Source organism: Haladaptatus pallidirubidus (assembly GCF_020700235.1).
Classification (GTDB): Archaea; Halobacteriota; Halobacteria; order Halobacteriales; family Haladaptataceae; genus Haladaptatus; species Haladaptatus pallidirubidus.
The window spans coordinates 2,709,396-2,726,697 of the sequence record NZ_CP085301.1 but is presented as its reverse complement, the minus strand read 5'-3'; the positions used below and the strand labels follow the sequence as shown (position 1 = coordinate 2,726,697).

Below are 17,302 nucleotides of genomic sequence, written 5' to 3'. Positions count from 1 at the left end.
GGTCGCGGAACGTCACGGAACAGTTACACAGTTATTCGATTTCGCGGAGGAGATGCTGAAATTCGCGATGGTCGCCGAAATCGACGGCGTTGTCGATCGTGTCGCGAACCGTGTCCAGTTCGGCTTCGAGTGCAACGAACTCCTCGTTTCCTCGAAGTTCGTCGTGCGGATGTTCGGCGACGAGGCTCGCGTGCGTCGAAACGAGCGAAAAATAGTGCGTGAGGCCGTCCGCGTACTGCGTTCGGGAGAGAAGTTCTTTCACTGTGGTTCGAAGTCGCTCCCCGTCGACGGGTTTCGTGACGTACTCGTCGAACGCCATGTCGATGATGTCGTAGTCGGGTGCAACGGCGGTTATCATGGCGACGGGGCAGTCGTGTCCGTGGTCACGAATCGCTTCGAGGACGGCCTCGCCGTTTAGTCCCGGCATCTTGCGATCCAGAAGCACGACATCGATTCGGTCGGCGTTGCGGTCGAGAAAGGTAATCGCTTCCTCTCCGTCGTGAACAGTGTAGGTTCGATACGCGGAAAGCCACCCTTCGTACAGGTCAGTGACCTCGGTTTCGTCGTCCACGATGAGCACGCCGACTTCCTCTTCGGTGATCATATTTTAGACACTCTTCTCGATGATACTCTTTCGATGAAATATATAAATTTTGTTAGAGATATTGTTTTTGGAACTATACTATAGAATTATGTGAGAGAAACGTTCGTGGCGGATGAGAACGTAAGAACGGCGACTGCCCCACGGTTTTCGGCGTCCTCGAACCGGATGTTTCCGCCGTACTGAGTCATCATCATGTGGACGAAGTAGAGACCGAATCCGACGGACCCCGACGACTCGGAAGTGACGTTTCGGTCGAACACCTCCGACTTCATCTCGTCCGGAATGCCCGGGCCGTCGTCCTCAATTTCGACGCGCACCACATCCTCGTCGCGTTGGGCCCGCACCGCGAGCGACGGGAAAGACCGATCGTTGTGCTCGATAGCGTTCAACAGAACGTTTTCCAGCACCTCACCGAGGAGTTCGTTACCCGAAACGCACAGGCCGTCTTCGACGCTCGCTTCTACGCTGACGTTCGGGTACGTGTTCCGAATCTTGGTCACCTTATGCGACAGCGTGTCGGAGAGGGGATGAGACCCCAACGGCATCGACTCGGCGTTCGTCACCATTTGGCTGGCAGAGCGCACTTTCTGCGTCAACTGACCGATGTCCTCGCTCCACTGTTGGACGGTTTCGAGATGCGAACGCCCCGATTCGGGGACGTGTTCGTCGAGCAGTTCAAGGTTGCCGCTGATGGCCGTGATTCCGTTTAGAATATCGTGACGCAGGACGCCGTTGAAAAACTCGATTTGGTCGGTTCGCTCCTCGACCATCGCCTGACTTTCGCGCAGTTCCGTCTCGCGCTGCGCTCGGTTGAGCGCGGCTTCGGTCGTTGTCGCAAGTATTTGGGCGAATCGCCGGTCGTGGTCGGTGAAAGCACGTTTTTCTACATCGTATCCGATGCCTAAGACGCCGTGTTTACCAAGCGGGAACAACAGCGCGTGCCAGATGGGGAAATGTCGGTACCACGCCGAAGAAAGGATAGAAGAGGGTTCGTAAATTGCGGACTCACCGGATTCGAACACGTCCCAAACGGCGCTGTCCGACGGGCGGAAAACCATCTCGGCGTCGGTGCCGTCCGCCAACGCGTCTGTCACGGCGACGGCCCGAAGTTCGGTTCCATCGTCGTCGGGGAAGACGACCGCCGAGTACGGATGGTCTAACACCTCCTCCGCCGTTTCGACCGCAATTCGTGCGATTTCCTCGCCCTGTTCCGCATCCATGAATCGCCGAGTCGCCGACTGGAGGGCGCGGAGTGTTTCCTCGCGACGTTTTTGTGCCGGTTATCTCCCGAAGGACGAGGATATCGCCGCGGCGAATCCCATGGTGGTCGTATATCGGGGTCAACCGCGGGTCGTAGACGACAGTTTCTACGACGTCACTGTTGCCAGTGCTGGAATCTCCGGCGGAGCCATCATCGTTGACCGCTCCGCGGTCTGCCCGTGCACGCGACGGGGAAAACGATTTGTCAGTCCAAACAGCGTTGAGCAGACCGGGGAGGACGGATTCTATCGGTTCGCCGACCGCGTTTTTCGAACCGAACAGTTCCACCGCCGCCGGGTTGTGTTCGGCGATTCGTCCGTCCGTGACGACGATGACTGGATCTTCCATCTCCGAGAGCACGACTTCGGTGGCGAGGGGTGTCACGTCGAGGAAATCGTATCGAAACAGCGCGAGGGCGATAAACACGCCGCCGCCGCTGAAGAAGACCTGCGTCAGATTGAGGGTCGCGTTTGGAATGAGCAGTGCGGAAATGCCCGTTCCAAGCAGCGGAAAGAGTCCAGCAAGAACGACGGCGACCGTCTGCTTTCGGTACAGTCTGTCCGCCTGCACGAGAAACGCGGTCAGGAAGGCGAACCCGGTGAGAACGACGACGAGCAGGTAAATGACGTGGAAGTAAAACGGCTGTGTGTATGAAACCGAAAGCGTCGTCAGGCCACTCATCGACACGATGCTGGCGGTCTCGTTCGTGAAGCCGTGGGCTGGACTCACGAGTGAGAAAACGAGGAACACCGTGGGTTCCAACCAGATAAGTGGTATCGTGGCGGTCGTCAACCAGTCGTTTCGCCCGGTGTATTCGAGCGCGAAGAACAACCAGAGAACCGGAACCGCCGTCGCACAGACGCCGATAAAGGACGCCCAAAGAGCAGCCTGCGAGCGCGTCGAACTGGTGAGAAAAGGGAGAGAAAAGAAACACCAACCCGTGACAGCAAGCATGAGCGACGCAAACGAAATCGCACCCGGTACATCTCGGTTCGACCACGCGTGTCGGGCGAGAAGAAGGCCGATTGCTCCACCGACTGCCGTCCCGATGAGTACGACGCCGCCGAAGAGAGTAATCGACCCGAACATGACAGATCACACTCGTGTACGAACGTCAGACACATAGCCGTTTCTTCCATTATCAGGCGGGATAATCGGGAAGCGACGACGCGGCCCGAAATCGCACTTTGTGCGCGATTTTCGTCTGGCGAAACGTTTACCAGCGCGATGACCGTAGCCGAGGGCGATGACCGATGCGAAACGGGGTGGTGTGTGAGTGGAGCTCATCATCACAGAGAAGGACAACGCCGCACGCAGAATCGCCGACATCCTGTCCGGTGAGAGCGCCGACGCCGACCGGCAAAACGGCGTCAACGTCTACAAATGGGGCGGCAAACGCTGTATCGGCCTGTCGGGTCACGTCGTCGGGGTCGATTTTCCGCCTGAGTACAACGACTGGCGCGACGTGGAACCGGTCGAACTCATCGACGCCGACATCGAAAAACAACCGACCAAGGAGAACATCGTTCGCACACTTCGACTGCTGGCGCGCGACGCTAGTCGCGTGACGATTGCGACGGACTACGACCGCGAGGGCGAACTCATCGGAAAAGAAGCCTGGGAACTCGTCCGCGAAGTGAACGAGGACGTCCCGATCAATCGGGTTCGATTCTCCTCGATTACGGAAAACGAGGTCACCTCTGCTTTCGAGAATCCGGACGAACTCGACTTCGACCTCGCCGCAGCGGGCGAGGCGCGCCAGATAATCGACCTTATCTGGGGTGCCGCGCTCACTCGCTTCCTCTCGCTTTCCTCTCGCCAACTCGGCAACGATTTCATCAGCGTGGGACGGGTTCAGAGTCCGACGCTGAAGCTCATCGTCGACCGTGAACGCGAGATAGAAGCGTTCGACCCGGAGGACTACTGGGAACTGTTCGCCGACCTCAAGAAAGCGAAAGAGGAGTTCGAAGCCCAGTACTTCTACCGCGACGAGGACGGCAACGAGGCCGAACGAGTGTGGGACGAGGAGACGGCGGAAAAAGCGTACGAAACGCTTCGAGAGGCGACGCAAGCGACCGTCGAGCGCGTCTCGCGGCGGACGCGAACCGACGACCCGCCAGCGCCGTTCAACACGACGCAGTTCATCCGCGCTGCGGGCAGTCTCGGCCACTCGGCCCAGCGTGCAATGAGCATCGCGGAAGACCTCTACACCGCCGGATACATCACCTATCCGCGTACCGACAACACGGTCTACCCGGACGATTTAGACCCCGAGGAACTGCTGGACGAGTTCGTCGGCAACTACCACTTCGGCGACGATGCCGACAGCCTACTGGAGCGGGACGACATCGAACCGACGGAAGGCGACGAGGAAACCACCGACCACCCGCCGATTCATCCGACCGAGGACATCCCGACCAAGGGAGAACTGAGCGACGACGAATGGGACATCTACGAACTCGTCGTCCGGCGCTTCTTCGCGACGGTCGCGGAAAGCGCGAAGTGGGAACACCTCAAGGTGGTTGCGGCGGTCTCCAAGTTGTCGCTCAAGTCGAACGGAAAACGACTGCTCGAAGAGGGCTACCACGCGGTGTATCCCTACTTCAACACCAGCGAGAACTTCGTGCCGAACGTCGAAGAGGGCGAAGTTCTCGACGTGACCGACACCCGAATCGAGGACAAACAGACGCAACCGCCGCGCCGGTACGGCCAATCTCGGCTCATCGAGAAGATGGAAAAGATGGGTATCGGGACGAAATCGACCCGCCACAACACGATCCAGAAGCTGTACGACCGCGGCTACCTCGAAAACGACCCGCCGCGACCGACGCGTCTCGCGCAGTCGGTCGTCTCCGCCGCGGAGGATTACGCCGACCTCGTCGTGAGCGAGAGCATGACCCGCGAACTGGAAGAGGACATGACCGCAATCGCCGATGGGAAGGCGGATTTGGACGACGTGGCGGACTCCTCCCGCGAAATCCTTTCGCGGGTGTTCGAAGAGTTAGAAGAATCGCGCGAGGAAATCGGCAAGCAGCTTCAGCAGTCGTTGAAGGCGGACAAAACCCTCGGGCCGTGCCCCGACTGCGGCGAAGACCTGCTCGTGCGCCAGAGTCGCAGAGGGTCGCACTTCGTCGGATGTGACGGCTATCCCGACTGCACGTACACGCTTCCCCTGCCGAACAAGGGCAAACCGCTCATCTTGGAGGAGACGTGTGACGACCACGACCTGCGCGAGGTGAAGATACTCGCCGGGCGGGGAACCTTCGTTCACGGCTGTCCGCTGTGCAAGGCCGAAGAGGCGGAAGAGGCCGAAGACCGCGTTATCGGCGACTGTCCGGACTGCGGAGAGGAATACGGCGGCGAACTGGCCATCAAACAGCTCCAAACGGGTTCCCGACTCGTCGGCTGTACGCGCTATCCGGACTGCGATTACTCCCTTCCGCTCCCGCGACGGGGCGACATCGAGGTGACGGACGAGCGATGTGACGAACACGATCTCCCGGAACTCGTGGTTCACAACGGCGACGAACCGTGGGAACTCGGCTGTCCCATCTGCAACTACGAGGAGTTCAAACAGCGCGAGGAAAAGAGTGGCCTCGAAGTTATCGACGGCATCGGCGCGAAAACCGCCGAGAAGCTCGCCGATGTCGGCATCGAGAACGTGAACGACCTGAAAAACGCCGAGGTCGAATCCGTGGCGGAGGAGGTCAACGGCGTGAGCGAAGACCGACTCCGCGGTTGGCAGGCGAAAGCGGACTGAGGAGCGAAGCGAGGGTTTTGGTTTTTGTTGCGACGAGCGTGATTCGATAGCGACCGAGGAGGCGCGAAGCGTTTCCGAGGGAGAGAGGCCCACGACACAACCGTCGGGAATCCGCAATCGACACAACCGGAAGGAGCCAGCAACTCACCGCGAGCGAGGAGAAAGCGACGAGCGAGTGGGCCGACGACTGAGCGGAGCAATGCGAAGCGAGGGAGGAGTGCTTTAGGTCCAGCGTTTGCTGGGAGACCAACGGAGGCCAGCGTCACGATGACGCTGGCCTCTGCCCTCGACTGAAACAAAAGCTGGTGGTGCGTTCCGAAGCAGTTTTAGCCGACAGTTTTGAAGGAAACGCTATGACTGCGCCTTGGGACGACTGGAACCACATCATCAAACTCGACCCGGACAAGACCCTCGCGGGCGACGACACCTTCGAGGACGTCTGTAGCACCGGTACGGACGCCATCGAAATCGGCGGCACGCTCGACATGACGCGCGAAAAGATGCAAGACGTCATCGACGCCTGCGCGAAGTACGACGTGTCGCTGTACCAGGAGCCGAGCAATCCGGCGGTTGTCGTTGACGACGATTCGCTCGACGGTTATCTCGTTCCGATCGTCCTCAACGCGGGCGACATCGCGTGGATGACCGGGTTCCACAAGGAGTGGGTGAAGATGAGCAATGTCGATTGGGGGAAGACGACCACCGAAGCGTACATCGTCATGAATCCGGACGCGAGCGTTGCGGAACTTACCGACGCCGATTGCGACCAGTCGGCGGAGGACGTGGCCGCTTACGCCGAAATCGCGGAACAGATGTACGGCCAAGAAATCGTTTACATCGAGTACTCGGGCACGTTCGGCGACCCGGAGGTCGTGGAAGCGGCACAGGAGAAGTTGGACGAGGCGACGCTGTTCTACGGCGGCGGTATCCACGATTACGACTCGGCGCACACGATGGCGACGCACGCGGACACAATCGTCGTCGGTAATCTCGTTCACGACGAAGGTGTGGAGGCCGTCCGCGAGACGGTCGAAGGCGCGAAAGACGCGAAGAAGGCGCACGCGGAATCAGCATAAAGGAAACGTTTCTAACGCAGTTTGGTGCGCGTGCAAGTGCTCCGACCTGTAGTGATTTCTTTCCCGACAACTGGACAAAGTAACAGTCAGGTTGCTTGAGAAGCGTGTCTAACCGGATCAAAAATACATGAACGGAATATTCATATGTTCATGAGACCAAGATACATACGGAAAAATACATGTGCGTACTCGAAACAAGCGGCCTGACGAAGTACTACGGCGAGACGCGAGGTATCGAAGACCTCGACCTCGCGGTGGAAGAGGGTGAGGTGTTCGGCTTCCTCGGCCCGAACGGGGCCGGGAAGACGACGACGATTCGAACACTGCTCGGATTCATCTCCCCCACGGAGGGAACCGCGAGCGTGCTCGGTCGTAACGCCTGCGACGAACGGGAACTCATCGAAGCCAAGCATCACATCGGCTGCCTGCCGAGCGACCCCGGATTCGACGAGGGGACGACCGGAACGAGATTTCTCGACTATCAAGCGTCGCTGAAGGGTGATGAGCGACGCGACGAATTGGTCGAACTGTTCGACCCACCCGTCGAGCGGAAAATAGAGGAATATTCGCGCGGGAACAAGCAGAAACTCTCAATCATTTCTGCGTTCATGCACGACCCCGACCTCGTCATCATGGACGAACCGACCTCCGGACTCGACCCCCTGATGCAGGACCGATTCTACGATTTCGTCCAATCGGAACGGGAGCGGGGAAAAACTGTGTTCTTCTCCAGTCACATCCTCAGCGAAGTTCGCAAGGTGTGTGATAGGGTTGGCATCATCCGCGACGGACGACTCGTCACGACCGAGGACGTCGAAACGCTGCTCGACAGGAGCGGAAAGCGCGTCAGAGTGCGCACCGAAAACAGCGTGGAACCGAGTGATTTCGACTTTGCGGGCGTCCACGACTTGAGTGTGGACGGCGAGGTTCGGTTTACATTCACCGGAGATTACGACACGCTTATCGACCATCTCGACCGATACAATTTGGTCGATTTGGACGTGGAGGAAGCGCCGCTCGACGAGGTGTTCATGCGGTTCTACGGGGGTGAGGCTCATGCTTGAAATCGCCCGCTACGAGGGAAGAAAACGGGTGAAGGGGTCGCTGGTGCTGGGCGGCCTGCTCGCCGTGATGTCGCTCGCGTTCATCGGCTTTTTCCCCTCGGTGACGAGTTCCGGCGTTGATTTGGACGCCTACATGGAAAGCATGCCGCCCGCGCTTCAGGCGGCGTTCGGCGAGGCTTCCTTGACGACGATAGAGGGTTTTCTGGCCATCGAGATTTACCAGTTCTTCTGGCTCCTGCTCCTCGGCGTCTACGTCGCCTACGTCGCGGGCGCGCTCATCGCGGCGGACGAGGAACGCGACCGGATGGACGTGCTTCTCGCTGCACCTGTCTCGCGGGTAAGCGTCGTCGTTGAGAAGTTCTGTTCGCTCATCACGCCGATTGTCGTGGTGAACATCGCCGTCCCACTCGCTGTCTTCGTGGGAGTTGTACTGGTCGGCGAATCCATCGACCTGGCCAATCTGGCGATGGTGCACCTGCTGTCGATTCCGTATCTGCTCGCCTGTGCCGCAATCGGACTCCTCCTGTCGGTCGTCGCCGGAAAGGCAGACCTCGCACAGCGCGGTGGATTAGGCGCGGTGTTCGGTCTGTTCCTACTCGATTCGATTACCGAGGCGGCGGGGATGGGGTGGGTCGGCGGACTCAGTCCGACGCACTACTACGACCCGACGGCGATTCTCGTAAGCGGGGAATACGACTGGATGGGTGCAATCGTTCTGCTCGCCGCAACTGTGGCGCTCGTAGCCGTCAGCGCCGTTGCCTTCAAGCGGAGAGACGTACGATGAGGGGATTCGACGAAAATCAGCGGGAACGAATCCGCAACGAGTTAATCGAAGCGGGTCGCGACCTGTTCAGCCGGTATGGTCTGCAAAAGACCACGATTGCCGACCTCACGGACGCCGTCGGCATCGCCAACGGGACGTTCTACCAGTTTTTCGACTCGAAGGAGATGCTGTACTTCGAGGTCGTTCAACAAGAAGGCCACAAGGTCGCCGAGGAAATAATCGCAAATTCACTCGGTGCCGAAGACGACCCGGAGCGCGCGATTCGGACGTTCCTCACTGCACTGGTCGAGACGATGGAAAACAATCCGCTGTTCCAACGGTTGATGGTCGGCGACGGGTGGGACAAAATGATGCGGACGGTGGACGAGGTTTCGAAGGAGGAAATGGACGCGCGGCGCGCCGAATCGTTCGCTCACGTACTGCCGTATATCGAACAGTGGCAGGAGGAAGGGAAACTTCGCGACGGCGACCCGGTCGCCATCGTTGGCGCAATGGGGTCTGTGAAATTTCTCGTCCCCTACCGCGAGCAGATCGGCGAGGAGTATTACCCCATCATTCGCGACATGCTCATCGACACCATCGCAGCGGGGTTGACGAGACGGGAGTAGCACAGAGCCTCATGGATTGACGCCGCTGGCGGAGCGAAACGAACGTGTTTAAGGCCGCCCCGAAAGAAAAGCGGCGTATGCAGAACCGAACCTACACCGCGGATGCCGAACCCGGCGACACGGTCACCGTGGCCGGCTGGGTACACGAAATCCGCGACCTCGGTGGAATCGCCTTCATCATCGTCCGCGACACGACCGGCAAGATTCAGGTCAAGTTCGAGAAGGACGAGATGGACGACGACCTCGTGGAAACCGGACTCGGCGTCAACCGCGAGAGTGTCGTCGAAATCACGGGCGACGTGAAAGAGGAACCGCGCGCCCCGACGGACGTGGAAATCGTCCCGACGGAAGTCGAAGTCGTCGCGGCCGCGGAACCCGAACTCCCGCTCGACCCCAGCGGAAAGGTCGATGCTGACCTCTCGACGCGACTCGACAACCGAACCCTCGACGCGCGAAAAGAGGACGTGGAAGCCGTCTTCAAGATTCGCGGTGAGGTGCTTCGCTCGGTGCGCGAGCAGTTCCGCGAACTCGGCTGTTCGGAAATCAACACGCCGAAAATCGTCGCGACGGGAACCGAGGGTGGAACGGAACTGTTCCCCATCACCTACTTCGGCGAAGAGGCGTTCATGAACCAGTCGCCGCAGCTGTTCAAACAGCTGATGGTCGGCAGCGGACTGGAGCGCGTGTTCGAAATCGGACCCATCTTCCGCGCGGAAGAACACAACACGCCCCGGCACCTGAACGAGGCGACCAGTATCGACTTTGAGAGCGCGTTCTACGACCACACCGAAGCGATGGACGCCTGCGAATCGGTCGTCAAAGCGGCCTACGAAGGCGTCGCCCAGAACTGTCAGGACGAACTCGACGCGCTCGGCGTTGACTTCGAAGTGCCGGAGGGCGACTTCCCGCGTCTCACCTACGAGGAGGCTATCGAGCGAATCAACGCGACGGGCGAACTGGACGAGATGCTCGTCTGGGGCGACGACCTGCCGACCGAGGGCGAGAAAGCGCTCGGCGAGGACGTCGGAACGCACTACTTCATCACGGATTGGCCGAGCGAAATCAAGCCGTTCTACATCAAAGACCACGACGACGACGAGGAGCTCTCGACCGGGTTCGACATGATGCACCCGCGAATGGAACTCGTCTCCGGCGGTCAGCGTGAACACCGCTACGAACGACTCGTGGACGGCTTCGAACAACAGGGACTCGACCCCGAAGCGTTCGACTACTACACGAAGATGTTCAAGTACGGGATGCCGCCCCACGCCGGATGGGGACTCGGCGGCGAGCGTCTCATCATGACGATGCTCGGATTGGACAACATCCGCGAAGCGGTGTTGTTCCCGCGAGACCGACAGAGACTGAGTCCGTAGACGAAGTTTCTGCCGACGAGTGGAAGCAGAGAGTAGAGCAACGTGAAACGACCGTGTTCCCGCGGGATCGACAGCGATTGAGCCCAGAGACGAAATCGCGGTCGGTGCGACAGCGATTTTTGCGAGTTCAAGCGAGCAAGCGCAGCATCGCCTGACGAGCGCGAATTTTAAGCGTTATACGCTGTCGCCCGAAAACGAGCGTATGAGCGACGAGGCAGGTCGCGCGTTCGTGCCCGGACACGTCACGGGATTTTTCAGCATCCACGAGGCCGACGATCCCAAACAGGCTGGGTCGCGCGGGGCAGGACTGACGCTTTCTACGGGCGTGACTGTGACCGTCGAACCCGCGGAGGAATCGAGCATCGAGTTGAACGGGGAGTTTGCGGCGGTCGAATCCGGTCGGCGCGTTCTCGACGAACTGGACGTTACCGCGCGAGTTTCGGCGCAAACCGACCTTCCGCTCGGCGCAGGATTCGGCGTTTCCGGCGCATTCGCACTCGGGACAGCGTTCGCCGTGAACGACGCGTTCGACCGCGGACGGTCGGAAAACGAACTCGTGACGCTCGCGCACGGCGCGGAGGTCGAGGCAGGCACCGGACTCGGGGACGTGGTGGCGCAGGTTCGCGGGGGCATCCCCATCCGCCTCGAACCCGGCGCGCCAGAGTACAATCGCCTCGACGGAATCCCCATGCGAACGGGAATCGAATACTGCTCGCTCGGCGAACTTTCGACCGCGGAAGTGTTATCGGGAAGTACCGACCAACTCTCGCAAGCTGGCGTCGAATCGCTCGTCGCGCTGGTGAACGAACCGACGCTGGACACGTTTATGCGCCAATCGCGGATTTTCGCCGAGGAAACCGGCCTCCTCACCGACGAAATGCGCGAGGTGATCGAGGACGTTCACGACGCCGGGGGACAGGCTTCGATGGCCATGCTCGGAGAAACCGTGTTCGCTCTCGATAGCGGACTCAGTGACGCCGGATACGACGCCACAGCGTGCGAGACGCACCACGCCGGAGCGACACTGCTCGACTGAACAGTTTTACGCAAAATCCGACTTTTCCACGTGGCGCGCGCTGGCACAGGCTGAGGGCAGTGGTCGTCCTCAGGCCTGTGCTGAAGCCGCGCGAGGGATGAGGCTTCAAGACGCGACGCGTCTTGCTGACCTACGGCCGTGGCCCGCAGACATCGCAGTGAAGCGAGAAGCGCAATCGGTTGGAGAGGCGTGTGGCTGTCGCGGTGCGGTGGCGGTTTGCGGTATGATTGGAGTCGGCAGTAGCTAGCAACATTCTATTAAGACATCCTCAAATAGCAATATCTTCACAAAAGCCCATTCTCTGAGCAACGACATCCTCATAGACGGAGCGGATATCAAATCACGTCTATTTTTGTCTTCCACTTCGGAGAACTGACCATGACCGACGAGGTGGAAATTCCCGAAGACCACCCCCGCTACCAATCGCTTCTCACACGCCATCGAATCGAGGAGGGTGTCGAGAAAGGAATCACGAGCAAACAGGGGCTCATCGCGGAGGGCCGCGGCGAGTCCTTCGACTACCTGCTCGGCGAGGAAACGCTTCCGAGCGCGGACGAAGCAGAACGTGCAGCGGCGGCCCGACTGCTTCTCGCGGAACAGGCGGTGCTCTCCGTCAACGGAAATGTCGCGGCGCTGGTTCCCGGCGAAATCGTGGAACTCGCCGAGGTGACCCGCGCGGACATCGAGGTAAACCTGTTCAATCGCACGGACGAGCGAATGCAGGCCATCGCCGACCACCTGCGCGACCACGGTGCCGAAGACGTGAAGGGACTCACCGCGGACGCTCGAATCGCCGGCTTGGAACACGAACGCGGGAAGGTTGACGAGGACGGGATCTACAGCGCGGACGTGGTACTGGTTCCGCTGGAGGACGGCGACCGCGCGGAGGCGCTCGCCGAAATGGGGAAGACCGAACTCGTCATCGACCTGAATCCACTCTCGCGCTCGCCGCGGACGGCCGCGATTCCGATTATCGACAACATCATCCGGGCGATACCGAACATGACCTCCCACGCGCGCGACCTCGCCGGGGCGTCTTCCGAGGAACTGGAAGCCATCGTTGCCGAATTCGACCGTGAGACGGCGCTTTCAGAGGCGGAAAACGTAATTCGGGACATTTAGCGACGAGGACAGCGATTTTTATGGGATGGTTTCGACGAAGTGGGGTGAGTTAGTTCGGAATTAATTCAGTGAACGGTGCGACCCCGAAAACTGGAGATTGCGACCGCAGAAGTCACGGCTTTTTGCCACGCCCTCGCTCATCACTTCTTGCAGTCGCTTGTTCTTCCCTTCGCCCGTTATCCAGGCCGCCGGAGGGTCGAGGACGTGTCTTGGAGTCGGTAGCTGCACGACACGTTATCAAAACGACCACCGTTCCGGCACGGAATAGTTCACGCTTAGCAGTTGCATTTACAGCGACCGAAAACCCGAAAGCCACCGAATCAACCTACACAGGGAGTTGTTCCTTGACGAATCGCTTCAGTAGCGGAACGTCCTCCCAATGAAGGAGTTCCGCGATGCCGCGAATCTTTCCTGCGTTCGCGCTGCTGCGCACGTCGTCGCCGATTCGCTTGAGGTCGCGCACCAAGGTGTCGTAGCGTTCGTTTTCGGCGAGGTAGAGTAGTTGGGTCATCAGCAGGCGAGTTCGCATCTGCGGGGCGACATCGCCGTGCCAGAGTTTGTTGTAGATGGACATCTTGTCCGCGGAGGTGTCGGATTCGCCAGTCATGAAACACCGGTCGGCGGTTATCGCGGCGGCGCGCGCGGATTTCATGCCGGTGTGGATGCCCTCGCCCCAGAGCGGATCGATGGTCGGAACCGTATCCCCAATTGCCATGAAGTTGTCCGTGCTCAGGCCGCCCGGCATCTGGATGTGCGCGGAGCCGCGGTGCTGTTTGCCGGGGATTCGCTCGGCGCTCTCGAATCGCGGGTCGTTGTCGAGCCAGTACTGCATGTAATCGTCGATGCCCATGCCCTCCTTCGCGTAGTCGTGGTGGCTCTCGTTCTGGATGTAACAGAGGCCGACCTTCACGGTGTCTTCTCCGGTGTGGAAAATCCACGAGTAGCCTCCCGGCGCGAGTTCGTGATCGAGTCTGAGCATCATCGCGTCGGTGAGATCCGCGTAGCCGTCGCAGTCCACATCGACGCCCTCCAGTTCGTACTCGATGCCGATGGCCTGATTCTCTCGCTTGAGGTTGCTTACGCCGAGGCTCTTCGCCAGCGGCGCGCTCGGTCCGGTCGCGTCGACGATGATGTCGCCGTACACCTCCTGATTGCCGCTGTGTCGGACGCCGACGATTTCGTTGCCCTCCATGATGGGCTTCGAGACGCGCGAGTTGAACCAGTATTCGGCCCCTTCTTCGCGGCTATCTTCGACTAAAAATCGCTTGAAGTCGGCGAATTCGAGGACGGCACCGGGTTGTTCCTGAACGAAATGTTCGTTCGGCGATTCGAGGACGACGTTGTCGGTGTAGTTCATCACCACGTCGTCCGGAATTCCGAACGCGGCCATCATCGAGGAGAAGGTTCCCGCCGTGGATTTGTTGCTCTGTTTTGGGAACTCGTCCTCATTCTCGACCTCGAGAACGACTACGTCGTGACCCCGCTGGGCTAAGTCCCGCGCGCACTGCGCACCGGCGGGACCGGCACCGGCGACGACGACGTCGAAATGTTCGGTCATAGACGTACCTCGGAGTCACAGAAATACGACGTTTTCCGTTCTATTCTGGGAGCTCGCCCCGGCAAGTCGGGATCGACCGACCCGAGAAGACGGTACCCCACGCCACCGACAGCGATGTCGCATGTTTCCGCAGTCATCTTGACACGGTGTTACTGTCCATATCATAAAAAACAGACGCAAACGCGCCCGAGAATGAGCGAATGAGTCGCATGGAGGAGGTCGGAAACCGGTCGGAAATGCTGAAATCGACCGGACGAGATCCGAATAAAAGTTGGTGAGAAGGTTCGTGGTGATGACCGGCGAATCACCGTGACTGGGACGAACTGCGCAGACGAAACAAAACGAAATGTAAGCTACCGCGTTCGCGTCGTTCAGTAAAACTCGCGCACGAGATCCATCGCGTCCTCGGGTGCGCCGTCTGGAATCTCGGACATGTTGCCTTCGATGCCGTGGAGTTCGCTGTACGGAACGCTGTCCTCGTCCTGATAGATGACGCCCTGATACTCCTTGTCCGCGTCGAGGATTTTGTCTTTTGCGGCGTCGTAATCCGACGAGTCGTGGTCTTCGTCCGCGAGGTCGACGATGGCGTCGCGGAAGTAGTCGTAGGTGTCCACGTCGTTGAACGTGACGCAGGGCGAGAAGACGTTCACGAAGCCGAAGCCGTCGTGTTCGATCGCCTTCTGCACGATTTCGGCGTGGCGACGCGCGTCGGTCGAGAACGACTGTGCGATGAACGTGGCACCCGCCGAGAGCGCGAGGGCGAGCGGATTTACCGGCGGCTGTTTCGGGCCTTCCGGCGTCGTGCTCGTCTCGAAGTCCTCGCGGCTGGTCGGCGAGGCCTGTCCCTTCGTCAGTCCGTAGATGCGGTTGTCCATGACGACGTAGGACATATCCACGTTCCGGCGAACCGCGTGGATGAAGTGACCGGCGCCGATAGAGTAGCCGTCACCATCGCCGCCCGCGACCATCACTTCGAGGTCGGGGTTGGCGAGTTTGACGCCCGTTCCGACGGGAAGCGCACGTCCGTGAACGCCGTGGATGGCGTAGGAGTGCATGAACGTCCCGATTTTTCCGGAACAGCCGATACCGGCGACCACGAACGTGTTGTCCGGGTCATTGCCGGTTTCGGCGAGCGCTTTCATCATCCCGTTCATCGTGCCGAAGTCCCCGCAACCGGGGCACCACGTGGGTTGCTTGTCCGACTTGAAGTCGGTGAATCGAACGTCTGAGCTCATGCTTTTATCTCCTCTCCGAGTTTCGCCTTGATTTCGTCGGCCAGTTCGTCCGCCTTGAACCGGATTCCGTTGTACTTGTTAATTCGCTCGACGCGGGTAAGGGTGTCGTGTTCGATGACGTTCGCGAACTGCCCGGTCGCGTTACACTCGACCACGATAACTTCATCCGCCGCTTCGATGTCCTCGGTGAGGTCGGGGCGGGGGAAGATGTACGGCACCGAGAGGAATCGAACGCTGACGCCGTCCGCTTCGAGGAAGTCGAGGGCTTCGCGCATCGGCCCTTCGTTCGACCCCCACGAGATGACGAGCGTGTCCGAATCCGAGTCGCCGAACTCGCGGGGGTTCAGGTCTTCTTCTTCCCGTGCCGTCTCGACCTTGCGGTTTCGCTTGTCAACCTGCTCGACGCGGGTTTCCGTGTCCTCGGTACGGCGACCGAGCGAGTTGTGTTCGAGACCGGTGGACATGTGCGCGCCGCCGGTCGTTCCGGGGAACGCGCGCGGGCTGACGCCGTCCGCGGTCGGGAAGTGCGGTTGGAAGCGACCCTGCTCGTCCGTCCACGCCTCGATATCGTTCTCGTCCACGATTTTGCCGCGGTCGATTTCGACGGCATCCATATCGAACTCCTCGGGGGAGAACGTCTGTTCGGTGACCGCCATCGCGAGGTCGGCCAGCAGGAAGACCGGCGTCTGGTACTTCTCCGCGAAGTTGAACGCTTCGACGGTCTTCTGGAAGCACTCCGAGACGGTCGTCGGTGCGACGACGAACCGTGGAATCTCGCCGTGACCGCCGTACAGCGTCATGTTCAGGTCGCCCTGCTCCTGCTTGGTCGGCATCCCGGTCGATGGGCCGGAGCGCATCACGTCGACGATGACGAGCGGCGTCTCGCTCTGCGCGACGAGGCCGAACGTCTCGGTCATCAGGTCGATACCCGGGCCGGAGGTTGCCGTCATCGAACGTGCACCGGCGCGCGCCGCACCGAGCGCCATGTTGATGGCGGACAGTTCGTCCTCGGCCTGCACCACGGTGCCCCCGAAGTGCTGGATTCTACCCATCAGATACTCCATCACGTTGGTCGCGGGGGTGATGGGGTAGCCGGAGTAGAACCGACAGCCTGCGGCGAGAGCCCCCATGCCGATTGCCTCGTCGCCGTTGAGGAGAACGTAGTCGTTGTCCGTCGTCTCAATGTCGTAGGTGAAGTCGTGGTCGTACTCCTCCTGAACGTACTCCTCGCCGAGACGGGCGGCTTCCTTGTTGTTCTCGACGATGGCCTCACCTTTTGCGCCGAACTTCTTGTCCAGCGCGCTGTCGAGATTTTCGATTGGGAACTGCGCCACTTCGCAGGCCGCGCCGAGCGCGACGGTGTTCTGCATGATGGCACCGCCAGCCTCTTCGGCGAGTCGGCGAAGCGGAACGGACAGCCCGATCATCTCGCCGGGGATATCCACGTCTTCCATCTCCGTTCGCTCCCCGTCGTAGATGATGACGCTGTCTTCGTGCAGTTCGTCTAAGTTTTCGTCTATTGTCCGCTGGGTGAGCGCCACGAGGATGTCCAATCTATCGACGACGCTCTCGACTTGGTCCGTAGACGACCGGATTTTGTACGCGGTGTATCCCCCTCGGATGCGTGAGGCGAAGTCCTTCGACGTAAAGACGTGACGCCCCGCGCGGGAGAGTGCCTGCGCGAAAATTTTCCCGGTCGAATCGATTCCATCGCCGGCTTCGCCGCCGATGGCCCAGTTCAGGTCTTGCATCACTGCTACGCTACCCGGTGACAAATCAAAAACCTTCTGAAGCAGACCCGCGAGCACGCGAAACACTT

At 59.9% G+C, this 17,302-nt stretch carries 15 protein-coding genes and 1 pseudogene; 9 read left to right on the top strand and 7 right to left on the bottom strand.

Annotated elements, in window-relative coordinates:
- Positions 1-31: 31 nt before the first annotated feature.
- The 3 genes and pseudogenes from LIX15_RS14775 to LIX15_RS14765 form a co-directional block, all read right to left on the bottom strand.
- Positions 32-604, bottom strand: a complete 573-nt coding sequence (locus LIX15_RS14775) for a response regulator (protein WP_227773926.1) — start codon at positions 602-604, stop codon at positions 32-34.
- A gap of 86 nt (positions 605-690) precedes the next feature.
- A complete protein-coding gene (locus LIX15_RS14770) occupies positions 691-1,824 on the bottom strand; it encodes a sensor histidine kinase (RefSeq protein WP_227773925.1) in 1,134 nt (377 codons plus the stop codon).
- A gap of 322 nt (positions 1,825-2,146) precedes the next feature.
- Positions 2,147-2,953, bottom strand: a pseudogene (locus LIX15_RS14765) (histidine kinase N-terminal 7TM domain-containing protein); the annotation flags it as partial.
- A 187-nt stretch (positions 2,954-3,140) separates the two neighbouring features.
- Here LIX15_RS14765 and LIX15_RS14760 point away from each other — a divergent pair.
- From LIX15_RS14760 to LIX15_RS14720, 9 genes are all read left to right on the top strand, one after another.
- Entirely contained in the window at positions 3,141-5,624 is a 2,484-nt protein-coding gene (locus LIX15_RS14760; RefSeq protein ID WP_227773924.1) for a DNA topoisomerase I, read from the top strand.
- A gap of 353 nt (positions 5,625-5,977) precedes the next feature.
- Positions 5,978-6,700, top strand: coding sequence for a phosphoglycerol geranylgeranyltransferase (locus tag LIX15_RS14755; protein WP_227773923.1), 723 nt, complete (start codon positions 5,978-5,980; stop codon positions 6,698-6,700).
- Between the two features lie 179 nt (positions 6,701-6,879).
- Positions 6,880-7,764 carry an ABC transporter ATP-binding protein gene (locus LIX15_RS14750; RefSeq protein WP_227773922.1) on the top strand — a complete coding sequence of 295 codons (885 nt, stop codon included), beginning with the start codon at positions 6,880-6,882 and terminating at the stop codon, positions 7,762-7,764.
- Entirely contained in the window at positions 7,757-8,548 is a 792-nt protein-coding gene (locus tag LIX15_RS14745; protein WP_227773921.1) for an ABC transporter permease, read from the top strand. Before LIX15_RS14750 ends, LIX15_RS14745 begins: the two co-directional genes overlap by 8 nt.
- Entirely contained in the window at positions 8,545-9,156 is a 612-nt protein-coding gene (locus tag LIX15_RS14740) for a TetR/AcrR family transcriptional regulator (RefSeq protein ID WP_227773920.1), read from the top strand. Before LIX15_RS14745 ends, LIX15_RS14740 begins: the two co-directional genes overlap by 4 nt.
- Before the next feature lie 77 nt (positions 9,157-9,233).
- Positions 9,234-10,532 (top strand): aspartate--tRNA(Asn) ligase, encoded by a 1,299-nt coding sequence (aspS, locus tag LIX15_RS14735; protein ID WP_227773919.1) that lies wholly within the window; start codon positions 9,234-9,236, stop codon positions 10,530-10,532.
- A 202-nt stretch (positions 10,533-10,734) separates the two neighbouring features.
- Positions 10,735-11,568 carry a pantoate kinase gene (locus tag LIX15_RS14730; RefSeq protein WP_227773918.1) on the top strand — a complete coding sequence of 278 codons (834 nt, stop codon included), beginning with the start codon at positions 10,735-10,737 and terminating at the stop codon, positions 11,566-11,568.
- 97 nt (positions 11,569-11,665) lie between these two features.
- Positions 11,666-11,815 (top strand): hypothetical protein, encoded by a 150-nt coding sequence (locus tag LIX15_RS14725; protein ID WP_227773917.1) that lies wholly within the window; start codon positions 11,666-11,668, stop codon positions 11,813-11,815.
- A 131-nt stretch (positions 11,816-11,946) separates the two neighbouring features.
- Positions 11,947-12,690, top strand: a complete 744-nt coding sequence (locus tag LIX15_RS14720; RefSeq protein WP_227773916.1) for a 4-phosphopantoate--beta-alanine ligase — start codon at positions 11,947-11,949, stop codon at positions 12,688-12,690.
- Between the two features lie 60 nt (positions 12,691-12,750).
- Here the strand turns inward: LIX15_RS14720 and LIX15_RS14715 are convergent, their stop codons facing one another.
- The 4 genes from LIX15_RS14715 to LIX15_RS14700 form a co-directional block, all read right to left on the bottom strand.
- A complete protein-coding gene (locus tag LIX15_RS14715; RefSeq protein WP_227773915.1) occupies positions 12,751-12,918 on the bottom strand; it encodes a hypothetical protein in 168 nt (55 codons plus the stop codon).
- A 97-nt stretch (positions 12,919-13,015) separates the two neighbouring features.
- A complete protein-coding gene (locus tag LIX15_RS14710; protein WP_227773914.1) occupies positions 13,016-14,248 on the bottom strand; it encodes a digeranylgeranylglycerophospholipid reductase in 1,233 nt (410 codons plus the stop codon).
- A gap of 371 nt (positions 14,249-14,619) precedes the next feature.
- Positions 14,620-15,483: a 2-oxoacid:ferredoxin oxidoreductase subunit beta gene (locus LIX15_RS14705; protein WP_227773913.1), complete on the bottom strand. Its 864-nt coding sequence runs from the start codon at positions 15,481-15,483 to the stop codon at positions 14,620-14,622.
- Positions 15,480-17,237: a 2-oxoacid:acceptor oxidoreductase subunit alpha gene (locus LIX15_RS14700; RefSeq protein ID WP_227773912.1), complete on the bottom strand. Its 1,758-nt coding sequence runs from the start codon at positions 17,235-17,237 to the stop codon at positions 15,480-15,482. Before LIX15_RS14700 ends, LIX15_RS14705 begins: the two co-directional genes overlap by 4 nt.
- Positions 17,238-17,302 lie beyond the last annotated feature (65 nt).